Origin of the sequence: Pseudomonas sp. MRSN 12121 (genome assembly GCF_000931465.1) — a bacterium.
GTDB lineage: Bacteria > Pseudomonadota > Gammaproteobacteria > Pseudomonadales > Pseudomonadaceae > Aquipseudomonas.
This window is the reverse complement of the sequence record NZ_CP010892.1, coordinates 3,901,826-3,919,235: the sequence shown is the minus strand read 5'-3', so window position 1 is coordinate 3,919,235 and position 17,410 is coordinate 3,901,826. Positions and strand designations below refer to the sequence as shown.

General features: G+C 62.9%; 22 protein-coding genes and 1 pseudogene. 13 read left to right on the top strand and 10 right to left on the bottom strand.

All coding sequences use genetic code 11. From position 1 onward, the window contains the following. Nucleotides 1-38: 38 nt before the first annotated feature. Nucleotides 39-527, top strand: a complete 489-nt coding sequence (locus tag TO66_RS17680) for a GyrI-like domain-containing protein (RefSeq protein ID WP_044463500.1) — start codon at nucleotides 39-41, stop codon at nucleotides 525-527. Here the strand turns inward: TO66_RS17680 and ada are convergent. The 5 genes from ada to TO66_RS17660 all read right to left on the bottom strand — a co-directional run bounded on the left by ada (nucleotide 491) and on the right by TO66_RS17660 (nucleotide 3,628). Then, nucleotides 491-1,564, bottom strand: coding sequence for a bifunctional DNA-binding transcriptional regulator/O6-methylguanine-DNA methyltransferase Ada (gene ada, locus TO66_RS17675; protein WP_044463499.1), 1,074 nt, complete (start codon nucleotides 1,562-1,564; stop codon nucleotides 491-493). The two genes, TO66_RS17680 and ada, sit on opposite strands and share 37 nt — an antisense overlap. A gap of 86 nt (nucleotides 1,565-1,650) precedes the next feature. After that, entirely contained in the window at nucleotides 1,651-2,319 is a 669-nt protein-coding gene (gene alkB / locus TO66_RS17670; protein ID WP_044463498.1) for a DNA oxidative demethylase AlkB, read from the bottom strand. Next, nucleotides 2,309-3,025: a 2OG-Fe(II) oxygenase gene (locus TO66_RS17665; protein ID WP_044463497.1), complete on the bottom strand. Its 717-nt coding sequence runs from the start codon at nucleotides 3,023-3,025 to the stop codon at nucleotides 2,309-2,311. The genes alkB and TO66_RS17665 overlap by 11 nt, the downstream gene beginning before the upstream one ends. Nucleotides 3,026-3,119: 94 nt before the next feature. After that, nucleotides 3,120-3,290, bottom strand: coding sequence for a hypothetical protein (locus TO66_RS33680; RefSeq protein ID WP_171820049.1), 171 nt, complete (start codon nucleotides 3,288-3,290; stop codon nucleotides 3,120-3,122). A gap of 35 nt (nucleotides 3,291-3,325) precedes the next feature. Further along, entirely contained in the window at nucleotides 3,326-3,628 is a 303-nt protein-coding gene (locus TO66_RS17660) for a DUF1883 domain-containing protein (protein WP_044463496.1), read from the bottom strand. Between the two features lie 176 nt (nucleotides 3,629-3,804). Here TO66_RS17660 and TO66_RS17655 point away from each other — a divergent pair, with 176 nt between their 5' ends. Then, entirely contained in the window at nucleotides 3,805-4,155 is a 351-nt protein-coding gene (locus tag TO66_RS17655) for a hypothetical protein (protein WP_044463495.1), read from the top strand. A 90-nt stretch (nucleotides 4,156-4,245) separates the two neighbouring features. On the opposite strand, the gene TO66_RS17650 is transcribed toward TO66_RS17655, so the two are convergent. Further along, complete coding sequence (locus TO66_RS17650) at nucleotides 4,246-5,178, bottom strand: LysR family transcriptional regulator (RefSeq protein ID WP_044463494.1); 933 nt, start codon at nucleotides 5,176-5,178, stop codon at nucleotides 4,246-4,248. Between the two features lie 107 nt (nucleotides 5,179-5,285). On the opposite strand from TO66_RS17650, the gene TO66_RS17645 reads away from it, so the two are divergent. The 5 genes from TO66_RS17645 to TO66_RS17625 all read left to right on the top strand — a co-directional run bounded on the left by TO66_RS17645 (nucleotide 5,286) and on the right by TO66_RS17625 (nucleotide 8,623). Next, nucleotides 5,286-5,738, top strand: coding sequence for a nuclear transport factor 2 family protein (locus tag TO66_RS17645; RefSeq protein ID WP_082061106.1), 453 nt, complete (start codon nucleotides 5,286-5,288; stop codon nucleotides 5,736-5,738). Nucleotides 5,739-5,800: 62 nt separating this feature from the next. Next, nucleotides 5,801-6,526, top strand: a complete 726-nt coding sequence (locus tag TO66_RS17640) for a DsbA family protein (protein WP_044463493.1) — start codon at nucleotides 5,801-5,803, stop codon at nucleotides 6,524-6,526. A 203-nt stretch (nucleotides 6,527-6,729) separates the two neighbouring features. Next, nucleotides 6,730-7,401 (top strand): cytochrome c, encoded by a 672-nt coding sequence (locus TO66_RS17635; protein ID WP_044463492.1) that lies wholly within the window; start codon nucleotides 6,730-6,732, stop codon nucleotides 7,399-7,401. A 68-nt stretch (nucleotides 7,402-7,469) separates the two neighbouring features. After that, nucleotides 7,470-8,324, top strand: a complete 855-nt coding sequence (locus TO66_RS17630) for a c-type cytochrome (RefSeq protein WP_409077196.1) — start codon at nucleotides 7,470-7,472, stop codon at nucleotides 8,322-8,324. A 68-nt stretch (nucleotides 8,325-8,392) separates the two neighbouring features. Then, on the top strand, nucleotides 8,393-8,623 hold the full coding sequence (locus tag TO66_RS17625; RefSeq protein ID WP_044463490.1) for a hypothetical protein: 231 nt from the start codon (nucleotides 8,393-8,395) through the stop codon (nucleotides 8,621-8,623). A gap of 18 nt (nucleotides 8,624-8,641) precedes the next feature. On the opposite strand, the gene TO66_RS17620 is transcribed toward TO66_RS17625, so the two are convergent. Both TO66_RS17620 and TO66_RS17615 read right to left on the bottom strand, forming a co-directional pair. Next, a complete protein-coding gene (locus tag TO66_RS17620; RefSeq protein WP_044463489.1) occupies nucleotides 8,642-8,923 on the bottom strand; it encodes a hypothetical protein in 282 nt (93 codons plus the stop codon). A gap of 153 nt (nucleotides 8,924-9,076) precedes the next feature. Beyond that, nucleotides 9,077-9,265 (bottom strand): hypothetical protein, encoded by a 189-nt coding sequence (locus TO66_RS17615; RefSeq protein ID WP_044463488.1) that lies wholly within the window; start codon nucleotides 9,263-9,265, stop codon nucleotides 9,077-9,079. A 293-nt stretch (nucleotides 9,266-9,558) separates the two neighbouring features. Between TO66_RS17615 and galU the strand changes: the two genes are divergently transcribed. Beyond that, nucleotides 9,559-10,398 (top strand): UTP--glucose-1-phosphate uridylyltransferase GalU, encoded by an 840-nt coding sequence (galU, locus tag TO66_RS17610; RefSeq protein ID WP_044463487.1) that lies wholly within the window; start codon nucleotides 9,559-9,561, stop codon nucleotides 10,396-10,398. Nucleotides 10,399-10,527: 129 nt separating this feature from the next. Further along, nucleotides 10,528-11,886 (top strand): glutathione-disulfide reductase, encoded by a 1,359-nt coding sequence (gene gorA / locus TO66_RS17605; protein ID WP_044463486.1) that lies wholly within the window; start codon nucleotides 10,528-10,530, stop codon nucleotides 11,884-11,886. Here gorA and TO66_RS17600 read toward each other — a convergent pair. Further along, complete coding sequence (locus tag TO66_RS17600; protein ID WP_044463485.1) at nucleotides 11,883-12,917, bottom strand: DNA-binding protein; 1,035 nt, start codon at nucleotides 12,915-12,917, stop codon at nucleotides 11,883-11,885. The genes gorA and TO66_RS17600 overlap by 4 nt on opposite strands. Nucleotides 12,918-13,095: 178 nt before the next feature. On the opposite strand from TO66_RS17600, the gene TO66_RS17595 reads away from it, so the two are divergent. From TO66_RS17595 to ahpF, 3 genes are all read left to right on the top strand, one after another. After that, nucleotides 13,096-14,034, top strand: coding sequence for a site-specific integrase (locus tag TO66_RS17595; RefSeq protein WP_044463484.1), 939 nt, complete (start codon nucleotides 13,096-13,098; stop codon nucleotides 14,032-14,034). A gap of 151 nt (nucleotides 14,035-14,185) precedes the next feature. Beyond that, nucleotides 14,186-14,749, top strand: a complete 564-nt coding sequence (ahpC, locus tag TO66_RS17590) for an alkyl hydroperoxide reductase subunit C (protein WP_044463483.1) — start codon at nucleotides 14,186-14,188, stop codon at nucleotides 14,747-14,749. 123 nt (nucleotides 14,750-14,872) lie between these two features. Next, nucleotides 14,873-16,438 carry an alkyl hydroperoxide reductase subunit F gene (ahpF, locus tag TO66_RS17585; RefSeq protein ID WP_044463482.1) on the top strand — a complete coding sequence of 522 codons (1,566 nt, stop codon included), beginning with the start codon at nucleotides 14,873-14,875 and terminating at the stop codon, nucleotides 16,436-16,438. Between the two features lie 178 nt (nucleotides 16,439-16,616). On the opposite strand, the pseudogene gloA reads toward ahpF, so the two are convergent. Next, a pseudogene (gloA, locus tag TO66_RS17580) lies at nucleotides 16,617-16,985 on the bottom strand (lactoylglutathione lyase); the annotation flags it as partial. Nucleotides 16,986-17,141: 156 nt separating this feature from the next. Here gloA and TO66_RS33400 point away from each other — a divergent pair. Beyond that, the gene (locus tag TO66_RS33400) at nucleotides 17,142-17,360 is read left to right on the top strand and encodes a co-regulatory protein PtrA N-terminal domain-containing protein (protein ID WP_004574529.1); all 219 of its coding nucleotides are present in this window, start codon (nucleotides 17,142-17,144) and stop codon (nucleotides 17,358-17,360) included. The last annotated feature ends 50 nt before the right edge of the window (nucleotides 17,361-17,410 follow it).

Here is a 17,410-nt window from a genome sequence, read left to right as displayed (position 1 = left end):
GCCGGCCAAACAGACTAACGCCAGAAGGAGGGTGAAGCATGGAGGTCAAATGGCGAGAGGTTGAGCCTTTCAGCGTTTGCGGCCTGCAGGTGCGGACCTGCAACGCCGACGAGCAGCAGGCCGACAGCGCGCGGATCGGGCCGATGTGGGAGCGGTTTTTTGTCGAGGGCCTGTTCGACAGCATCGCTCAGCGGCAGTCGGACGCGTTCGTCTACGGCGTGTATTCCAATTACGAATCCGATGCCTCGGGGCATTTCGACGTGACCGTCGGGGTCGCGGTGGGCGAGGGCCATGCCGACTATCCGCTGGTGCGGATCGAGGGCGGCGAATACCTGGCGTTCTCCGCCAAGGGGCCGATGCCCGAGGTGGTGATCCAGACCTGGAGCCTGATCTGGGCCTACTTCGAGGACAACCCGGCGATCCGCCGGCGCTATGCCACCGACTTCGAGGTGTACACCGGCGCTGACTCGGTATCGGTGTACATCGGCGTTCAGGCGTCCGACGAACTTTCGCGTTCGAGCAACTGACGCTTGCGTTCCACCCCCCAGCGGTAGCCGGACAACTCGCCGTCGCTGCGTACCACGCGGTGGCAGGGAATCGCCACCGCCAGGCTGTTGGCCCCGCACGCCTGGGCCACGGCGCGGAACGATTTCGGTGCGCCGATACGCCGGGCGATCTCGGCGTAGCTGGCGGTGCTGCCCGGCGGAATCTCCCTGAGGGCCAGCCAGACCCGCTCCTGGAAGGCCGTGCCTTGCAGGTCCAGCGGCAGGTCCAGGCCAATGGCCGGCGCCTCGATGAACCCCACCACCTGCGCCACCAACTGCTCGAAATCGCGGTCGGCGCCGATCAGGTTGGCCCGCGGGAATTTGTCCTGCAGCTCCTGCACCAGGGCGTTGGGGTCGTCACCCAGCAGGATCGCGCAGACCCCGCGTTCGCTCCGGGCCACCAGGATGGCTCCCAGCGAGCACTGGCCGACAGCGAAGCGGATATCGGTATTCAGGCCGCCGGCGCGGTAGTCGCTGGGTTTCATCCCGAGCAACTGGTCGGCGGTTTCGTAGAAGCGGCTGTTGGAGTTGAAGCCGGCGTCATACAGCGCGTCCGTCACCGACTGCCCATGTTCGAGCTGGTGGCGCACGCGGCGCGAGCGGTGGGCGCTGGCGTAGCCTTTCGGGGTCAGTCCGGTGGCCGCCTTGAACACCCGGTGAAAGTGGAAGCTGCTCATGCCGGCCTGCTCGGCCAGTTGATTCAGGCTGGGCAATTCGGGCGCCGATTCGATCTGCCGGCAGGCGGCGGCGACCAGGCGGGCATGCTGCGTGGCCACCTGGGTCTGATCGCTGGCACTGCGTTTGCTGGGCCGGTAGCCGGCGGCCTCGGCCTGTTGCGCGGTGTCGAAGAACTCGACGTTCTCCGGGCGCGGCAGGCGCGACAGGCTGCTGGGGCGGCAATAGACCCCGGTGGTCTTCACCGCATAGACGAACTGGCCATCGGCGCTGGCATCGCGGGCGAGCACCGCGAGCCAGCGCGGGTCGCTTTCGGTGGTGGGCTTGGACGGAATGTGGGTCATGGGCTTGGCTCGGTGACGGATGCCGCTCAGGTTAACCGCGGGCGGTTCGCCTGGCACTCGGTGTCTTGCGCTGGAATTTTCCGGGCTCAACCGGCGTGGCGAAAGGTGAGGTTGATGCGCCGTGGACCGAGCAGCGGGTGCGTGCCGTCCTTGAGCGGCAGCACGCCGTGATAACGCAGGCGGTCGACCCCGCCCCAGACCAGCACGTCGCCATGCTGCAGCGGCACCCGCAGCGGGCGGTCGCCACGTTGCTCGCCGCCCAGCTGGAAAACCGCCGGCAGCCCCAGGGAGACGGAAACGATCGGCGCGCTGAAGTCGCGTTCGTTCTTGTCCTGGTGCAGCGACATCCGCGCCCCGGGCACATAGTGGTTGATCAGGCAGGCGTCCGGCGCGAAGTCGGGGAAGCCGGCCTCGGTCGCGGCGGTTTGCGCCAGCTCGCGGAACGCCTCGGGCATGGCCGGCCAGGGCTGGCCGCTCTGTGGGTCGATGCCGGTATAGCGGTAGCCGCTGCGGTCGGTGGTCCAGCCCAACTGACCGCAGCTGCTCAGGCCCACCGACATGGTGAAGCCCCCTGGCGTGACCATCTGCCGGAAGGGCGCGGCGCGCAGCACGCTACGCAGGGCCGGCAACAGGCGCTCGACCCAGGGCAGGGCAAAGCCGCGCAGCACGAAGGCTTGCGGGCCGACCTGTTCGGTGCGGGGCGCCTGTTGCAATTCGGCTTCGGCGAACAGCTCGGCGGTGAAATTATTGGGCATCGTGGAAGATCACTCCTAGCGTATGCCGGCGGCCGCTGTGCAGGCGGCTGACGCCATGGCGCAATGTCACCCGGTAATGGCCGCGCACGCCGGGTACCGGCCGATGATGCACGGCGAAGATCAGCGCATCACCTTGCTTCAGACCAATGACCTGCGGGCGCGACTGCATGCGCGGGCGCTGCTCGGTGATGACGAATTCGCCGCCGGTGAAATCCTGGCCGGGGCGTGACAACAGAATGGCGACCTGCAGCGGAAAGACGTTTTCGCCGTACAGGTCCTGATGCAGGCAGTTGTAGTCCTGGGCACCGTACTGCAGCAACAGCGGCGTCGGGCGCTGCTGGCCGGCGGCGTGGCAGCGCTGGAGGAAATCCGCGTGCCGCGGCGGGTAGTCCACGGCAATGCCCAGGCTGCGGTTCCAGCGATTGGCCAGTGGCACCAGCCGCGGATAGACCCGCTCGCGCAGTTCGGCGACCAGCGTCGGCAACGGGTAGGCGAAATACTGATACTCGCCCCGCCCGAAACCGTGGCGGGCCATGACCACCCGCGAGCGGAACAGCTCGCCGCGAGGATACAGGCTGCCCAGGGCCTGGCATTCGTCGGGGCGGAGCAGGCCGGCGATCAGCGCACTGCCGTCCTGGTCGAGCTGTTGCTCGATCGAGGACCAGTCCAGCGTGGCGAGGCGTTGTTCAAGGGAGAGGGCGGACATGTGCGGGATTCCCGGGGGTAGCGGCTGATGCCCGCCAGTCTGGAAAAGATCCGGGCCGTCCACACTCCGCTGCTTGCGTTGGAACTCGAGCGCTCTACAGCGCCTTGCTCACGCTGACCTCGCTGATGACATCGCCACTCTGGCCATGTAGGGCTTCCAGCGCGGCGCGGGCTTCTTCCGGGGTGCCGTTTTGCAGTTGGGCGAACTCGAAGCGACGTTCGCCGTTGAGTTTGTATTTGATGACGTACTTGGTTGTCTGGGCCACGGTGATACCTGTTGGTCGCGAGCTTGGGATGGAATTCAGCGCAGTTTCGAGCTGGACCGACGGATGATCTTGATCGAGTGGGTGAAGTTCGGCTTGCGCGTGACGCTGATGGGGCGCCGGTTGACGGTGTCGATGGTGATGTTCCAGAAGCCGGTGCTCGGCGCGGTGATCTTCGCCGGGAACTTGTCGAACGCGCCGCCATGATAGGTGTGACGTCCGCCGTTCTTGAAGCTTCGGAAGTTAGCGTCGTTCATCAGGCGGATGTTGCAGACCTGGGAGCACTCGATGACGACGATGTCGTCTTCGTTGAGGTGCTCGCGCTGGTGGATAAATTTCATGGGCGCCTCCAGAAGGGCTTTTGCTACAAAATCAAAACGATGGCGCAGTTTATCAGGCCGCGGCGAGCGGCTTTGACAATTTAAAACAGTTATTTGCCGTTTATTTAAGATAAATCTGGACGTCCCGGAGAAAAATTCTATTTCTGCGGTCGGACGGTTTTTATCGGAGGAAATCTATGAAGTGGGGTGTGTTGATTCTGGCCTTGGCGATCAGTGGCTGTGCGACGGTCTCGGACATTAACCAGACGCTGCCCACCCTGAATGTGATTTCAGGGAAAAAACCACAAGCCTATGCCAAGTGCGTCAGCGACAAGCTGGCCGACAGCCGTGGCCAGTTGCAGATCGAACCGCACAAGGATGGCATGCGCGTGATCGTTCCGCAGAAACTCTCCTCGGGGCCGACGGCGGTGTTCGATATCGAGGAGCGCTCCGGCGGCAGCAGCATCAAGCTGCACGAGAGCATGTCCAACGTGCCCATGCGTCCGGGCGATATCCGCAAGGCGGCGGAGGACTGCATTTCCGGCTGACGGCCAGAGGATTTATCAACAGCCCGCCCTTGCCCGGACCTCCGCGCAGGGCGGGCTTTTTATTGCGCGGTGCCTTGCTTTTGCCCTGGATTAAAGGCTTTCGGCGAGTTCTCGCGGGCTCAGGCGCAGGTCGGGGCTGTGCTGCATCAACTCCAGCGCCCAGTCCACGAAACAGCGGACCCGGGCGGACAGGTGCCTGCTGCTCGGGTAGAGCATGTGGATCGGCCGCGCCGGGAAGCTCCACTGCGCCAGTACCGGCACCAGGGCTCCGGCGCGAACCCAGCCCTGCACCGCGAAAGGCGCCCCCGGGCAAATGCCGCTTGCGGCCATGCAGGAAGCGATGGCGACATCGGGATCATCAAATTGCAGGCCGTCTTCGCCGGGCAACTCGAAGGCCTCGTCGACGGTCTCCAGCTGCCAGACCAGGGGGTTACGCTGCCCGGCGAACCAGGAGATCCGCCGATGGCGCGCCAGGTCGCGGGGATGGTCCGGGGTGCCCGCGCGGTCCAGGTAGGCGGGGGCGGCATACAGGCCCAGGCGCACGTCGCAGACGTGGCGGGCAATCTGGCTGGAGTCTTCCAGATGCCCACCACGAATGGCGCAGTCGATGCCTTCCTCCAGCAGATGGCTGATGCGGTCGCTGGCCCCCAGGCGTATGGCGATTTCAGGGTAACGGGCCTGGAATTCATGCAGGCGTGGGGCGATCAGCCAGCGGGCGACCGATACCAGGGCCTCGACCCTCAGTTTTCCCCGTGGCTCCAGCGTGCCGCCCTTGAGGGCGCCTTCCAGTTCGTCGATGTCCTGGAGAATCACCTGGCACTTGGCGAAATAGGCCCGGCCATCCTCGGTCAGGTTCAAGGTCCGGGTGGTGCGGTTGAGCAGCCTCACTCCGAGGTGCCGCTCCAGGTCGGAAACCCGTTGGGAAACCCTGGCCTTGGGCAGCGTCAGCACCTCTGCCGCGGCAGTGAAGCTGCCGGTCTCTACCACCCTGGCAAAGGTGGCCATTGCCGTCAGTTTGTCCATGATGTTGTTAAGTAAAGTTGAACAAAGATTAAGTTTTAATCGTATATATCAACTTTTCAACGCTAATTAAGCTTCACCTCCTTTCTTGATCCCACCGAGGTGAAGACATGTTCAAGTCCCTGACGGCTGCTGCCGTACTGTCCCTGGTTGCCCTGAACAGCGCCCAGGCCCAAGAGCCGCCGCGTTCCCCCAGCGAACTGGCCCAGGCCTTCGAACGCCATTTCAACGCCGCTGACCTCGAAGGCCTGGGCAAGCTGTATGGCAAGGACAGCCTGTTCGTTCCCGCACCGGGCATGCCCTTGCAGGAACCGGCGCAGATTCGTGCCGCCCTGGCGCAGTTCATGGCGGCCGGGCTGCCGATCCGGTTTTCCCTGCGTCAGGTCTACCAGGCGGACGACATCGCCCTGGTGGTCCTGGATTGGACGATCAGGGGCACCGGGGCCGATGGCAAGCCGGTGGATATGGCGGGTACCGGCGCCGACGTCATGAAGCGGCAAGCCGATGGCACCTGGATCTACGCCATCGACAACCCGTTCGGCGTTGCGCAGCCCGCTCGCTAGCCCCGCGCGCGGCAAGCCACGGGCCGTTGCGCCGGCCCTCTATCCGAAGGAGTCATTCGAGCATGAACCACTGCGATCCCCTTTCCGGCGCCTGCCTGCTCTCCGGGCCGGACCAGCCGGCCGACACCCCTGCGCCTCGCCGGCGTGCAGGGCTGGCCGTGCATTACATCGGTGATCCCATGTGCTCCTGGTGTTGGGGCATTTCGCCCGTCGTCCACCAGGTCGCGGCTTTTTGCGAAGCGCAAGGCATCGAATTCTCGATCACTGCGGGTGGGCTGCGAGCGGGCGGTGGCGATCCGTGGGACGCGCACTTCAAGCGCTTTCTGGACAACGAGTGGAAACACATTGCCCAGGTCACCGGCCAACCCTTCGATTTCTCCTTGCTGGCCGCTGCGCACTTCGACTATGACACCGAGCCGGCTTGCCGGGCGGTGGCGGTCGTCAAGTCGCTGCTGGCCCGCCACGGCTTGGCTGACTTGGCGGTGCTGAGCTTCTTCAGTGCGGTTCAGCGCAAGTTTTATGTCGAGGGGGAAGATCCCAAACAGGTGGATTTCTACACGGATATCTGCGCGGGTGTGTCGCTGGATTTCGCCGAATTCCGCGCCTTGTTCGAATCGCCCGAAGCCCGGCAACTGGTCCAGCAGGAGTTTGCCCGCTGCCGACAATGGGGTGTGCGCTCCTTTCCCACGCTGCTGTTCGAGCGTGACGGCCTGCGTGCGCCGCTGGCGGTGGGGGCGTTCAGCGCCGAGCAGGTACTGGCTCGCTTGAACCAGGCGCTGGGGGCTTAGCCGTTCGGCATCACGGCGCAGCAACCTGGAGGTTTACGCTGGGCCGATCGATGCGCGGCGCGCGGCTTGGAGGTGCGGCTTTTTCCGTGCTGGGCAGGGCAAAGGGGATGGGTTCGCGTTGTAGCCGAAGGTCTATTGGCCTACTCTTTGTAGGTCTTATATGAAATAGACCTAAGAATATAACTAGAACAATGGAGTGCACGATGATCCCCGTGGATCGAATACTGCTCAGCAGCCTGATGCTGTTTCTCGTTGCCCATGCCCATGCCGCGGATGGGCAGAAAGTCTTTACCCAGGGTGGGGCGCAGCCCGGTGCCACGGCCTGCCTGGCTTGTCATGGCGGGGATGGGCTGGGCCTGGCGGCGGCCGGTTTCCCGCGCCTGGCGGGTTTGTCCGCGGGCTATCTACGCAAGCAGCTGGAGGATTTTCGCAGCGGCGCGCGTAGCAATCCGGTGATGCAGCCGCTGGCCAAGGCCTTGAGCGAAGAGGAAATCAGTGCGGTCAGCCAGACGCTGGCCGCGATGCCCGCCCCGACAGTCGCGCCGGTCACCCGCAGTGCCGAGGCCCCGGGCGTGGGCGCGCGGTTGGCCTTGCGTGGCGCCTGGGAGCGTCAGGTGCCGGAATGCGTGACCTGTCACGGGCCCGGCGGGGTGGGTGTCGGGGACGCCTTCCCGCCGTTGGCCGGCCAGCCGGCGGCTTACCTGGCCGGGCAACTGAATGCCTGGCGCGACGGTACGCGCCGCAACGACCCGAACGATCTGATGGGGCACATCGCCAAGGCCTTGACCCCCGAGGAAATCGTGGCTGTGGCCGACTACTTCGCCAAGCCGCAGAGCCCGCTCGCCAAGACCGCCAACCAGGAGCCCAAGCCATGAAGCCCGATCCGATAGTGGGTGTGTTCCTGGCTTTGCTGGCGCTTCAGGCGCAGGGCGCCGACGTGGTCATGGAGGATCAGTCGCAGGTGTCGGTGCCGGCGGTAGCGGCTGTCCATCCGCCATATTTCCAGCCGCCGGCGGAGAGCGAATTGCCGGACAACGCCTACGGCAAGATGGTCCGCGACGGCTACGCGCTGTTCGTCGATACCAAGCGCCTGGCGCCGAAGTTCGTCGGTAACGGCCTCAACTGCAGTAACTGTCACCTGGACCAGGGCCGCCTGGCCAACTCGTCGCCGTTGTGGGGCGCCTATCCGATGTATCCGGCCTACCGCAAGAAGAACAACAAGGTGAACACCTACGCCGAACGCTTGCAGGGCTGTTTCCAGTTCAGCATGAACGGCGGCACGCCACCGGCCGCCGACAGCTACGAAATCACCGCGCTGTCGGTGTATTCCTATTGGCTGGCGAGCAAGGCGCCGATCGGCGTCGAGTTGCCCGGGCGCGGCTATCCGGACGTCGCCCAGCCGGCCCAGGGCTACGATCTGGCGCGTGGCGAGCAAGTCTATCGGCAGCAGTGCGCGGTCTGTCATGGCGATAACGGCCAGGGCCAGAAGGTCGGCGCGGACTATGTCATGCCGCCGCTGTGGGGCAAGGATTCGTACAACTGGGGCGCGGGCATGCATCGGATCAATACGGCGGCGTCCTTCATCAAATACAACATGCCGCTGGGCAAGTCCGGCAGCCTGAGCGATCAGCAGGCCTGGGACGTGGCGGCGTTCGTCAACCGCCATGAGCGGCCGCAGGATCCGCGCCTGGTGGAGGGTTCCATCGAGAAGACCCGGCTCAAGTTCCACGCCAATGACGGGGTCAACCTGTACGGCCAGACGGTGGAGGGCGTGCTGATCGGGCAAGGCATCCGATAAACTGTCGGCCATTGTCAAAGATGCCGTCGAGACCCTGGTTTCGGCGGCATCGTTTTTTGGGAGAAAGCATGAAACGCGCGCAAGTCCGGGAGAGGCATGCAGAGGGTCATATCTCTGCGACCCATGTGATTCAGAATCCGGCGAACTCCGGGGAATGGATCGTGTTCTTCAAGAAAAGCGCCGGGCGCAGTTACTTTCTGGTGGATGACAACGATGAGGTCGAGTCATTCGAACGGTTGGACGACCTGATTGGCACCCTGCGCGGCCTGGGCATCAAGTTCGCCGAAATCCATATGTAGGCAGGCAGAGTCTGCCTGTCACTTGCAGACCACCACCACGCTGCGGCTTTTGTAGTTGCCGACATCCTGGCCCAGGGTTTTGTCGCTGTCCTTGAGAGCGGGCGTGCCTTCGGTGCCGATGATCCGGTAACCGGTGCCGGCGCAGGAGGCGTCGGCCTTTTCATAACAGCTGGCCCACGAGCTGGCCTCGCCGGAACAGTCGATGCTCAAGCCTTGCTCGCCGTTTGCCAGATAGGTATCGGAGACGGTGGCGCACCCCGTCAGGGCCAGTACTGCGGTCAGTGCCAGAAGTTTGTGCATGGGCGGGGCCGTCTCGAGAAGTTGAGCCCTGGGGCAGGGCTGGGCGCGCTGTGCGAGCGCCCGGGGCGAAATGCTATAGCTAACGGCCATTGCGGTACAGAGCACCATGAAAAAGCCCTGCGCAGGGCAGGGCTCGTCGATGCCAGGGCGGTCTCAGGACTTGGGGCCGCGACGGGACGATGCGTGTCCGGCCGAGTCCTCGAATACCGAGGCCACTTCGACGGCCATCGCTTCGCTGGGGAAGGGGCCGGCGACGCTCTCGCCCTGGGCGCTGACCAGCCACCACTGGCCGTCCTGCAACTTCTTGATCTGGTAACCGTTGACGCTTTTTGTTGCCGACATCTATTTGCCTCGTTGGCGGGTTCAAGGGCGCCATGATAGCGGTAAACGGCCCATTGCAAGAGCCCGGACACGGCGTCGGGATTAAAAAAAAGCGGGGTCTGCGGTCGGCTGGCGGTTTACGCCACGGCCCATCTGTACGATGCTGCTGAGCGATGTGTGGCGCCTGTGCGGAACTATCCGCGGCAATATTTCTCTTAGATGGCAGCGGTTAGCCAGCGCGGCCCATTGTAAGGTGCACGCGGCCTGATTAGACTGCGCCGAAATTCGTACGTACAGCCCTTTTAAGGACTCATATGATCAAGAAATGCTTGTTCCCAGCAGCCGGTTACGGTACTCGCTTCCTGCCAGCGACTAAAGCCATGCCCAAAGAAATGCTGCCGGTGGTGAACAAGCCACTGATCCAGTACGGCGTTGAAGAAGCACTGGACGCTGGCCTGAATGAAATCTCCATCGTCACCGGCCGCGGCAAGCGCGCCCTGGAAGACCATTTCGACATCAGCTACGAGCTGGAAAACCAGATCAAGGGCACCGATAAGGAGAAATACCTGGTCGGCATCCGCAAGCTGCTGGACGAGTGCTCGTTCTCCTACACCCGCCAGACCGAGATGCGCGGCCTGGGCCACGCGATCCTGACCGGCCGCCCGCTGATCGGCGACGAACCCTTCGCCGTGGTCCTGGCGGACGACCTGTGCGTGAACCTGGAAGGCGACGGCGTACTGACCCAGATGGTCAAGCTGTACAAGCAGTTCCGCTGCTCGATCGTGGCGATCCAGGAAGTCGACCCGCAGGAAACCAACAAGTACGGCGTGATCGCCGGCGAGATGATCCGCGACGACATCTACCGCGTACACAGCATGGTCGAGAAGCCAAAACCAGAAGACGCGCCGTCGAACCTGGCGATCATCGGTCGCTACATCCTGACGCCGGACATCTTCGACCTGATCGAGCAGACCGAGCCAGGCAAGGGCGGTGAAATCCAGATCACCGACGCGCTGATGAAGCAGGCCCAGAATGGCTGCGTGATGGCCTACAAGTTCAAGGGCAAGCGTTTCGACTGCGGTGGCGCCGAAGGCTACATCGACGCGACCAACTTCTGCTTCGAGAACTTCTACAAGACCGGCAAGGCTTACTGATAGCCAGCTCGTCCTTGTAGCGAAAGCCACCTTCGGGTGGCTTTTTCGTTTTATGCCCTTATGTAAAGCCACTGGCGCTGACCGGATGCCTATCTGCGGTTATGCTGTCTGCCTGCCTGGGAGAGTGAAATGGCCTACGATTTTGATCTTTATGTAATTGGCGCCGGTTCCGGCGGTGTGCGTTCGGCGCGGTTCGCCGCGGGCTTTGGCGCGAAAGTCGCGGTCGCCGAGAGCCGTTATCTGGGAGGCACCTGCGTCAATGTCGGTTGCGTGCCGAAAAAACTCCTGGTGTACGGCGCGCACTTCGCCGAGGACTTCGAGCAGGCGGCCGGTTTCGGCTGGAGCCTGGAAGAGGCCAACTTCGATTGGGCCACGCTGATCGCCAACAAGGATCGCGAGATCAATCGCCTGAACGGCATCTATCGCAACCTGCTGGTCAACAGCGGCGTGACCCTGCATGAAGGTCACGCCAAGCTCGTCGGTCCGCACGAGGTGGAGATCAATGGCCAGCGCTACAGCGCCAGGCACATCCTGATCGCCACGGGCGGTTGGCCGCAGATTCCGCAGATTCCGGGGCACGAACATGCCATCGGCTCCAACGAGGCGTTTTTCCTCAAGGAACTGCCCAAGCGCATCCTGGTGGTGGGCGGTGGCTATATCGCGGTGGAATTCGCCGGGATTTTCCATGGCCTGGGCGCGCAGACCCAATTGCTCTATCGCGGCGATCTGTTCCTGCGCGGTTTCGATGGCGCGGTGCGCAAGCACTTGCAGGAAGAGTTGACCAAGCGTGGGCTCGACCTGCAGTTCAACGCCGACATCGAACGTATCGACAAGCAGGCGGATGGCAGCCTGAAGGCGACCCTCAAGGACGGTCGCGAGCTGGTCACCGATTGCGTGTTCTATGCCACCGGGCGGCGGCCGATGCTCGACAACCTGGGCCTGGAAAACACTGGGGTTAAGCTCGACAAGCGTGGTTTTATCGAGGTCGACGAGCAGTATCAGACGGCCGAGCCATCCATCCTGGCGATTGGCGACGTGATCGGGCGCGTGCAGTTGACCCCGGTGGCGCTGGCCGAAGGCATGGCCGTGGCGCGGCGCCTGTTCAAGCCGGAACAGTATCGTTCCGTGGACTACAACCTGATTCCGACCGCGGTGTTCAGCCAGCCGAGCATCGGCACCGTTGGCCTGTCGGAAGAACAGGCGCGAGAGGCGGGGCACAAGGTGCAGATTTTCGAAAGCCGCTTCCGGCCGATGAAGCTGACCCTCACCGAGTGCCAGGAACGTACGCTGATGAAGCTGGTGGTGGACGCCGAGACCGACAAGGTGCTGGGTTGCCACATGGTCGGCCCGGATGCCGGCGAGATCGTCCAGGGCCTGGCGATTGCCTTGAAGGCGGGCGCTACCAAGCGTGACTTTGACGAAACCATCGGCGTGCACCCGACGGCCGCCGAAGAGTTCGTCACCATGCGCACGCCGGTCGCCGGTTAAGCCTTCTCTGGCGGCTCCGGCCGCTGTTCCTGTGATGCTGGCTCCGCCGCGGCCTTCGCGGCGGCAGCCAGCTGCAAGGCCTCAAGGCTGGCCTCGGCCTTGGTGGCGCGCAATTCCAGTTGGCGATTGTCCTGCAGCTGTTGCTCCAGGCTCTGCTTGAGTGCGTGGCTTTCCAGCAGGGCGACACGCAGGCGTTCCTGGAGGAGGGTGTGCTCGCTGCCCAGGCGTGTGGACTGCTCGGCCAACTGCCCCAGCTTGCTTTCCGCCTTCTGTGCCTGTTCCTGCGCCTGGCGCAGTTCCTTCTGGGTGGCGCGCTGTTCGCTGGTCAGGCGTTCGTTGTCGCGGTGCAGCTGGGTGATCTCGTCCTGGCGCACCAGTGCGCTTTGCTGGGCCTGGCGCAGTTCCTGCTGCACCTGCTGCAGCTGGCCTTCATGGCGTCGCTGATCCTGTTCGCGCTGCTCCTTGACCGCATTCCGGTAGTGCTCCAGGGCGTCGCGGGCATGCAGGTGTTTTTCTTCCAGCGAACGGATCTGCTCGTCCTTGTCTTGCAGGCGCAGTTCGAAGTCGGCCAGGGCCTGGTTCAACCCGGCATTGCGGGTTTGTTCGCTCTGCAGCATCGAGCGGGTGTCCTGGAGCAGGGCGCTTTCGCTGGCGAGGGCTGATATCTGGGTCTGCAGTTGCTGTTGCAGTTGGGCCTGGGCCTGTTCGGCAGCGGCTTGCTGGGCCGCCAGTTCCTGATGTTTCTCTTCCAGTAGCGCCTGCGCCTGCTCCACGGGGAGCTGGGCGTTTTCCCGCAGGCGCTTGGCCAGGCTCTGCACCAGCTCGGTCAGTTCCTCTTCCAGGGCTTCTTGCGGCGCAGCGCGGCGGGCCTCGCTCTGTTCCAGCTCCTTCAGGTAGCGATGGATAGTGGTTTTCGAGCCGGTATTGCCCATTTCGATACGCACGGCATCGATGCTGGGGTGTTCGCCCCGGGCGAGGATCGCCGAACGGGCGATTTGCACCACCGCCTTGTTTACGCCGCCACGAGCCATGGGATCTCCTACGATTACGTACTTTTTTACGTGGTATGTATAAAGAGTAATTGTACAGTAAAAACAAAGAAAAATATTCGAATTATTGACCTGGGATATACTGGTATTACCCCGTGTCAGGCGTTCAACGTCCCGTGTCTGGCCGGTATTTCCGTCTGGCGCAGCGAGTCGAACATTCATGAGTGAGCTGGATCGTTACCTGCACGCGGCGACGCGTGACAACACCCGGCGCAGTTATCGCGCGGCCATCGAGCATTTCGAAGTGGTGTGGGGCGGGTTCCTGCCGGCCACCAGCGACAGCGTGGCGCGTTATCTGGCGGCTTATGCCGGGGAGCTGTCGATCAACACCCTGAAGTTGCGGCTTTCGGCCCTGGCGCAGTGGCACAACAGCCAGGGATTTGCCGATCCGACCAAGGCCCCGGTGGTGCGCCAGGTGTTCAAGGGCATTCGGGCATTGCATCCGGCGCGGGAAAAACAGGCCGAACCTTTGCAGTTGCGGGATCTGGAGCAGGTGATTGCCTGGCTCGAGCAAGAGGCCGGTCAGGCGCGCCTTGCGGGCAATCAACCGGCCTTGCTGCGGGCGCGACGCGACAGCGCGCTGATTCTCCTGGGATTCTGGCGTGGCTTTCGCAGCGACGAGTTGTGCCGGCTTCAAGTGGAACACGTGCAGGCGGTGGCGGGTTCGGGCATCAGCCTGTATCTGCCGCGCAGCAAGGGCGATCGCGACAACCTCGGCCGGACCTGGCATACGCCGGCGTTGCGCCGCCTGTGCCCGGTCCAGGCATATATCGAGTGGATCAGCGCTGCCGCCCTGGTGCGCGGGCCGGTGTTTCGCGGTATCGACCGCTGGGGCCATCTGCGCGAAGAAGGGCTACACGCCAACAGCGTCATTCCCCTGCTGCGCCAGGCGCTGGAGCGTGCGGGTGTCGCCGGCGATCACTACACCAGCCATTCCCTGCGCCGGGGTTTTGCCACCTGGGCCCATCGCAGTGGCTGGGACCTCAAGTCGCTGATGAGTTATGTCGGCTGGAAAGACCTTAAGTCAGCCATGCGTTACGTCGAGGCCAGTCCGTTTCAGGGCATGGCCCTGGTCCAGGAAAAACCGCTGGCGCAGTAGATAAAGAATTCTTCTATTTATACTGCTCGCTAATAGCCAAACCTAATCGGCAGCATCAGCTTTGCCAATGAGCCAACTGCCAGTCCATTGGTTAGGATTCTCTCCATCAAGTTTCCCACCCAAGTTTTTACCCACTGATGGAGAATCACCGATGCCTATCATCAACAGCCAAGTCAAACCGTTCAAAGCCACTGCTTTCAAGAACGGCGAGTTCATCGAAGTATCGGACGCCGACCTGAAAGGCAAGTGGTCCGTCGTATTCTTCTACCCGGCCGACTTCACCTTCGTTTGCCCAACCGAACTGGAAGACCTGGCAGACAACTACGCCGAATTCCAGAAGCTGGGCGTGGAAATCTACAGCGTTTCGACCGACACCCACTTCGCCCACGCTGCCTGGCACAACACTTCGCCAGCCATCGGCAAGATCCGCTACACCATGATCGGCGACCCGACCCTGGCCATCTCCCGCAACTTCGACGTGCTGATCGAAGAAGCCGGTCTGGCGGATCGCGGCACCTTCGTGATCAACCCTGAAGGCCAGATCAAGATCGTCGAAATCAACGACGGTGGTGTAGGCCGTGACGCCAGCGAGCTGCTGCGCAAGATCAAGGCTGCTCAATACGTCGCTGCCCACCCAGGCGAAGTCTGCCCAGCCAAGTGGAAAGAAGGCGAGGCCACCCTGGCTCCTTCCCTGGACCTGGTCGGCAAGATCTGAGTCCTGTGAATCGCTACATCTGGGCGGGCCGCCGCTCCTAGCAAGCTGCACCGCCCCCCAAGAACGCCCGGGCGAGATTCGCTCGGGCGTTTTTTTTCGATCTGAATAAAGGAAATCGCCCGTATGTTGGACGCCAATCTTAAAGCCCAGTTGAAGTCATACCTGGAACGGGTCACCCAGCCGATCGAGATCGTTGCCTCTCTCGACGACGGTGCGAAATCCCAGGAAATGCTTGCGCTGTTGAAAGACGTTGCCAGTCTTTCCAGCCTGATCACCTTGCTCGACAACGGTAACGATGAGCGCAAGCCATCGTTCTCGATCAATCGCCCGGGAGCCGACATCAGCCTGCGTTTCGCCGGCATTCCCATGGGCCACGAATTCACTTCGCTGGTGCTGGCCCTGCTGCAAGTCGGCGGCCACCCATCGAAAGCCAGTGTCGAAGTGATCGAACAGATCCGCGCCCTCAAGGGCGAGTTCAACTTCGAGACCTACTTCTCGCTGTCCTGCCAGAACTGCCCGGACGTGGTCCAGGCGCTGAACCTGATGGCGGTGCTGAACCCGAACATCCGGCATGTCGCCATCGATGGCGCGCTGTTCCAGGATGAGGTCAACGACCGCCAGATCATGGCCGTTCCGAGCATCTACCTCAACGGCGTGAATTTTGGCCAGGGCCGCATGGGCCTGGAGGAAATTCTCGGCAAGCTCGACACCGGCGCAGCCGAGAAGCAGGCGCAAGCCATCAGTGCCAAGGACGCCTTCGACGTGCTGGTGGTCGGCGGTGGTCCGGCGGGTGCTTCGGCAGCGATCTACGCGGCTCGCAAGGGCATCCGTACCGGTGTCGCGGCCGAGCGCTTCGGCGGCCAGGTGCTGGACACCATGGCGATCGAGAACTTCGTTTCGGTCCAGGAAACCGAAGGGCCGAAGCTGGCCGGTGCCCTGGAAGCCCACGTGCGTCAGTACGACGTCGACATCATGAACCTGCAGCGCGCCAGCGCGCTGGTGCCGGCCAAGGAAGCCGGCGGCCTGCACGAGGTGCGTTTCGAAAGCGGCGCGACCCTCAAGGCCAAGTCGCTGATCCTGGCTACCGGTGCCCGCTGGCGCGAGATGGGCGTGCCAGGCGAGCAGGAATACAAGGCCAAGGGCGTGTGCTTCTGCCCGCATTGCGACGGCCCGCTGTTCAAGGGCAAGCGCGTGGCGGTGATTGGCGGCGGTAACTCCGGCGTCGAGGCGGCCATCGACCTGGCGGGTATCGTCAGCCACGTGACCTTGCTGGAGTTCGACAGCAAGCTGCGCGCCGACGCGGTATTGCAACGCAAGCTGCACAGCCTGCCGAACGTCGACGTCATCACCAGCGCGCTGACCAGCGAAGTGAAGGGCGACGGCCAGAAGGTCACCGGCCTGGTGTACAAGGACCGCGATTCGGGTGAGTTCAACACGGTCGACCTGGAAGGCATCTTCGTGCAGATCGGCCTGTTGCCGAACACCGACTGGCTCAAGGGCACCGTCGAGCTGTCGCCCCGTGGCGAGATCATTGTCGATGCCCGCGGCGAGACCTCGCTGCCTGGTGTGTTTGCCGCCGGTGACGTGACCACCGTGCCGTACAAGCAGATCGTGATCGCGGTAGGCGAGGGCGCCAAGGCTTCGCTCAGTGCCTTCGACCACCTGATCCGCACTTCCGCGCCGGCCTGAGCCGAGCGCTGAAAAAACAAAACCCCATGGGCCAGGGCCCATGGGGTTTTTATTTGCGCGGCTTCCGTAGGAGCGAAGCTTGCTCGCGATGAACGTCAACGAGGACGCGTATCAGCAGAATGAACGCGTTGTTCTTGCACTCATCGCGAGCAAGCTCGCTCCTACAGAAAATCGCGGTTTACAGCGGCGTCGGCTGGATGATCTCGACCCAGTAGCCATCCGGGTCCTTGATGAAGGCCAGGCTCTTCATGCGGCCGTCGTTCAGGCGTTTCTGGAAATCGCAGCCCAGGGCTTCGAAGCGCTCGCAGGCGGCGACGATATCCGGCACCGAGATGCAGATGTGGCCAAAGCCGCGTGGATCGCTGTTGCCGTTGTGGTAGGCGAAGTCCGTGTCGTGCTCGGTGCCGTGGTTGTGGGTCAGTTCGAGGATGCCGGGGATCGACTTCATCCATTCATGACGGGCCGCGGCGTCGGCCGGGATCTGCGCCTTGTCGACCAGGGCCAGGAAATACAGGCTGAATTCGGCTTCGGGGAAGTCGCGTTTTTGGGGTTTGGGGAGCAACGGAACAGAAAGTGCACTTAAGCCCTGCCATTTCCTCTCAGCGCCATAATCCAGGACCTTCATCTCCATCTCTCCTTGATTCCGTACTTAACTACGGAGATAGAGTCGGCTCGTGGGTAGAAAACCCGAGAGGAGGCTGTTATGAAATACCTAAGACTACTGCTGATAGTTGGTGCGACTCTGCTGTCATCCACCGTATGGGCCGAGAGCGGGAGCGACCGTTCAATCGAGCGAATCGCCGCTATGCGCGACAAGGCTGAGGCGGCCTTGGTGGCGGAAACCGCCAAGAAGATTGAGCAACTGGGGGCCACGGCGGCTGGCCGGGTCGAGGCGCAGCCCGGCTGTCCGCCTGCAAAGTAGAACATGAGCTGCTGATGCAGTACTAACCTGTGGCCTATGCAAGTGCTCCT

Excerpts from the sequence above, each read along its gene's own strand:
- TO66_RS17680 (WP_044463500.1), top strand. The coding sequence starts at position 39 with ATGGAGGTCAAATGGCGAGAGGTTGAGCCTTTCAGCGTTTGCGGCCTG.
- ada (WP_044463499.1), bottom strand. The coding sequence starts at position 1,564 with ATGACCCACATTCCGTCCAAGCCCACCACCGAAAGCGACCCGCGCTGG.
- alkB (WP_044463498.1), bottom strand. The coding sequence starts at position 2,319 with ATGCCCAATAATTTCACCGCCGAGCTGTTCGCCGAAGCCGAATTGCAA.
- TO66_RS17665 (WP_044463497.1), bottom strand. The coding sequence starts at position 3,025 with ATGTCCGCCCTCTCCCTTGAACAACGCCTCGCCACGCTGGACTGGTCC.
- TO66_RS17660 (WP_044463496.1), bottom strand. The coding sequence starts at position 3,628 with ATGAAATTTATCCACCAGCGCGAGCACCTCAACGAAGACGACATCGTC.
- TO66_RS17655 (WP_044463495.1), top strand. The coding sequence starts at position 3,805 with ATGAAGTGGGGTGTGTTGATTCTGGCCTTGGCGATCAGTGGCTGTGCG.
- TO66_RS17650 (WP_044463494.1), bottom strand. The coding sequence starts at position 5,178 with ATGGACAAACTGACGGCAATGGCCACCTTTGCCAGGGTGGTAGAGACC.
- TO66_RS17645 (WP_082061106.1), top strand. The coding sequence starts at position 5,286 with ATGTTCAAGTCCCTGACGGCTGCTGCCGTACTGTCCCTGGTTGCCCTG.
- TO66_RS17640 (WP_044463493.1), top strand. The coding sequence starts at position 5,801 with ATGAACCACTGCGATCCCCTTTCCGGCGCCTGCCTGCTCTCCGGGCCG.
- TO66_RS17635 (WP_044463492.1), top strand. The coding sequence starts at position 6,730 with ATGATCCCCGTGGATCGAATACTGCTCAGCAGCCTGATGCTGTTTCTC.
- TO66_RS17630 (WP_409077196.1), top strand. The coding sequence starts at position 7,470 with ATGGAGGATCAGTCGCAGGTGTCGGTGCCGGCGGTAGCGGCTGTCCAT.
- TO66_RS17625 (WP_044463490.1), top strand. The coding sequence starts at position 8,393 with ATGAAACGCGCGCAAGTCCGGGAGAGGCATGCAGAGGGTCATATCTCT.
- TO66_RS17620 (WP_044463489.1), bottom strand. The coding sequence starts at position 8,923 with ATGCACAAACTTCTGGCACTGACCGCAGTACTGGCCCTGACGGGGTGC.
- TO66_RS17615 (WP_044463488.1), bottom strand. The coding sequence starts at position 9,265 with ATGTCGGCAACAAAAAGCGTCAACGGTTACCAGATCAAGAAGTTGCAG.
- galU (WP_044463487.1), top strand. The coding sequence starts at position 9,559 with ATGATCAAGAAATGCTTGTTCCCAGCAGCCGGTTACGGTACTCGCTTC.
- gorA (WP_044463486.1), top strand. The coding sequence starts at position 10,528 with ATGGCCTACGATTTTGATCTTTATGTAATTGGCGCCGGTTCCGGCGGT.
- TO66_RS17600 (WP_044463485.1), bottom strand. The coding sequence starts at position 12,917 with ATGGCTCGTGGCGGCGTAAACAAGGCGGTGGTGCAAATCGCCCGTTCG.
- TO66_RS17595 (WP_044463484.1), top strand. The coding sequence starts at position 13,096 with ATGAGTGAGCTGGATCGTTACCTGCACGCGGCGACGCGTGACAACACC.
- ahpC (WP_044463483.1), top strand. The coding sequence starts at position 14,186 with ATGCCTATCATCAACAGCCAAGTCAAACCGTTCAAAGCCACTGCTTTC.
- ahpF (WP_044463482.1), top strand. The coding sequence starts at position 14,873 with ATGTTGGACGCCAATCTTAAAGCCCAGTTGAAGTCATACCTGGAACGG.
- TO66_RS33400 (WP_004574529.1), top strand. The coding sequence starts at position 17,142 with ATGAAATACCTAAGACTACTGCTGATAGTTGGTGCGACTCTGCTGTCA.